The sequence below is a fragment of the Cryobacterium sp. MLB-32 genome (assembly GCF_000738085.1).
GTDB lineage: Bacteria > Actinomycetota > Actinomycetes > Actinomycetales > Microbacteriaceae > Cryobacterium.
Window position 1 is genome coordinate 1 of record NZ_JPRS01000276.1, and the last position, 3,083, is coordinate 3,083.

Below are 3,083 nucleotides of genomic sequence, written 5' to 3' on the forward strand. Positions count from 1 at the left end.
AGTCGGCCCTGGGTGAACATGGTGATCGCTGATCAAGTTTATTTCCTGGGATCGACGGGTGAATGAAGGCTCGATAAGTGGGGAAGATGCAGTTCAAGATCATCATGGTGTCGCGGGTTCAAGTCCCCTTTCCGCTAGACAGCATTCACTAAAATTGCCCAGAACTTCCGCCGAAGTCCGGGGCATTCTTCTTCCTGTTATGGGTCGAGACCTGGCTAGAGCCTCGTGTCGAGAGAGATATCCGCAACCCGCTATATGTCTGCACGCGGGTAGCGCGGTTTGCCACGGAGCGCGAGCGGAAGCGTAGCGAGGCAGATGCCGGCCGCGACGAGCAGTGCCGTGGAAAATGACAGCCCGGCAGCGAGTGTACCGATCAGCACTGAGCCCACTGCCGTGCCCAAATCGAATCCTATGTTCCACACAGCGCTGGCGGTGCCGTACTGCCCCCGTTTCACCGCGGCGAGGGACAGCAGCAGGGTCAGGTTCTGGAGTCCACCAAAAGCGATGCCGACTAAGATCAGCCCTGCAAGGAAGAGCAGGATGCTCGTCGCGTCAGGATTCTCGACCGCGGTGGCGGTGAGAATAAGACCGATGACTGATATCAGCACCAGCGGCCACAAAAAGCGCTGGGCGCCATAATGATCAGCTAGTCCGCCAACGCCCCACCGAGTCACTGCCGCGCTGAAGGTGAGCAGCGCGAGTCCGCCGGCCGTCGCGGCTGGCGCTGAACTCATCTGTGGCGCGAAGGTGATGAGCGCACCGCCGGCCAGTGTGACGCCACCAAGGAGAAGCATGGGGCCAAGGAGGCTGCCCAGCAGAAGCCGCCCCCCAGTCCCCGTGTTGTTCACCGTTGTCGTGGGTTCGGTCGGCGGCTGAAGAGCGCGTTCGGCTGTCTGTTCCCGCAGAACACGGGCCAGTTGTGGCGCAGAACTGATGCCCAGAATCGGCAGGGTGCCGATTGCAAAAACTGCCCAGAATCCCACTGACTCGGACATCCATGGCCCGAGGGGGAAAAGAACTACTTGCGGCACCGCGATTGCCGCACCGCAGGCCCCGATGGCTGCACCGTGTTGGGCACGCGGTACGAGATTGGCCACCACGGTCGATCCGGCCACGGTGAGCACACCAAACCCTATGCCACGCACTATTGAGAGGAGCAAAATCCAATTCAGATGGTCAGAGAAAAGAAACAGCAACGACGGAACCCCCAGAAGCACCAGGCCAGCGGCCAACACGCGACCGGTTCCTAGACGACTGAGAAGTCGGGGAACGAACGGCTGCGTCACAACCGTTGCCAGCAGCAACACTCCATTGACGAGACCGGCACCGGCCTCATTCGCACCGCCGGTTACCGCCCAAAGGGGTACGACGGGTAGGAGGGCAGAGAAACCGGCGAATCCAGCGGCCGTGAAAACAAGGAGCGCCGGCATTCCTGCAGCGCGCCACACCGGCGGTGGGGTTGGTGCGGGATTGGGGCTCACGTTGGACAACCCTAACCGTAACCCTAACTCCAACTCCAACTCCTAAGCGCCAAGGGCGGTGTTGCGATCAGCAATGGGGCCAACATTTTCTTGTTGCGCGGTCGACCTGATCTCCTGGGTACGGTGGTCGCCGCTTGTTTACTCGGGTGCACGGCCGACCGCGTGTCTCCAGAATCTGACACAGGCGCGTCCGCGAACGAGGGGACCGATAGGACCGAGACTCGATCGGCCAAGATAGCTCGATGTATGCAGGCGGAAGGGTGGGACGTCACGTACTACCCGTCAGATGACTCGTACGGTGGCGAGACGTCGACGGATCAGGCAGATCAGTATGACGCGTCGGCCGTCGAATGTGGAGAGCGGTTTCCCGTGACCGGCCCGAGCTCGTTTGAAGAGTATTCTCAAGCTGATTGGGATCAGTTGTACAAGGGCGAGGTTGCCCGGGCTGCTTGCTTGCGAGCGGAAGGGGTTGAGATCCCGGGTGCGCCGTCGAAGACTGTTTTCATCGAGGAGTACCCGTCCGGGGATGGCTGGTATGCGTACAGCTTCGTTTCTCCGTCAGAAGTCGGACGTGATACTTGGGAGGACCTGAATCAGGCGTGTCCTCAGTCGTGATCACTCGTCTCAGCTGAGTTATTCTCACTTAAATAATTACCGTCATCGACCAGCCCTCGATAACGCATTGGCTCATTGGGCGGCGTTCGCCTACCTCGGAGTGGTGAGCATCTTCACCCGGGCTGCCGCTTTTCGTACCGCGAGTGGCCATCGGGGCTATGGCCCAGGTCAGCCAGGTGCAACGCACCCGACCTACCCTGCACATCCTCTGGACAGCGCTACTCCTCCGCGAAGAGCTCAACTGGCGGACCATCATTGGCGGCATCGCCGTCATTCTCTGCGCCGTCATCACCGTGCGAAACACCTCTATCGCGTCAGGCTCACCCTCCGCCGAGGACCGTGAAGTTGGACCAGAAACAGTCGAGGCGATGCCGAGCACCAACCGCCCGTAAGCCGAACCCCCTACGGGACGGTCCGTGAATGCGGTACCGGGGCACCACTTATCCTCAAGACTGCATGGTCGCCCCATGCCAACCTCGTGGCGGAGCCCGAAGAATCCAACCACCCGGCGGGACGGACCGCCGCCGCCGACCGTGACTCGGACACGTGCCGAGGTTTTCAGCTGGACGTGCCGCTGATGGTGCGGTCGCGCTGGAACACGCGCGGTCAGCTTTGCTTCCCAATCCGTTGACGGGTCAGTTGGTCGGATTCGACGCGGTGGCGTCCGACCGTGAATTCCCCTTTGCGTTTTCTGGGGGCGTGCCTTGGGTCGAGCGACGGATCGCGAGGCGTCCAGCAAGTGCAATTCCCGCCGCAACGATCACCAGACACGTGACCCCCAAGGTGTTCCACGCATCGAATCGGAACGCTCCGTAATACGCGATGAGCACCCAAGGAATAAGAGATCCGAGAACCAGCAGCGCCACCTCCCGTTGTCTGGCGATTCCGAGACAGATCACGGCCATCAGCCCGACGAATATCATCAGCACCAGACCATAGCTCCAGGCCATGTCCGACCAAAACTGTCGGTCGTTGACGTAATACGCT

The 3,083-nt window shown here is 60.8% G+C and carries 3 protein-coding genes; 1 reads left to right on the forward strand and 2 read right to left on the reverse strand.

The window, feature by feature from the left end:
• Window positions 1-251: 251 nt before the first annotated feature.
• Window positions 252-1,430, reverse strand: a complete 1,179-nt coding sequence (locus JF66_RS17500; RefSeq protein WP_051973715.1) for an MFS transporter — start codon at window positions 1,428-1,430, stop codon at window positions 252-254.
• Between the two features lie 809 nt (window positions 1,431-2,239).
• On the opposite strand from JF66_RS17500, the gene JF66_RS17510 reads away from it, so the two are divergent.
• The gene (locus JF66_RS17510; RefSeq protein ID WP_134360431.1) at window positions 2,240-2,488 is read left to right on the forward strand and encodes a hypothetical protein; all 249 of its coding nucleotides are present in this window, start codon (window positions 2,240-2,242) and stop codon (window positions 2,486-2,488) included.
• Window positions 2,489-2,731: 243 nt separating this feature from the next.
• Here the strand turns inward: JF66_RS17510 and JF66_RS23795 are convergent.
• The coding region (locus JF66_RS23795; RefSeq protein WP_197059474.1) for a hypothetical protein at window positions 2,732-3,083 on the reverse strand (352 nt) is incomplete at its 5' end.

Bases quoted from the DNA above. Each gene is read 5' to 3' on its own strand.
- JF66_RS17500 (WP_051973715.1), bottom strand. From the start codon at position 1,430: ATGCCGGCGCTCCTTGTTTTCACGGCCGCTGGATTCGCCGGTTTCTCT.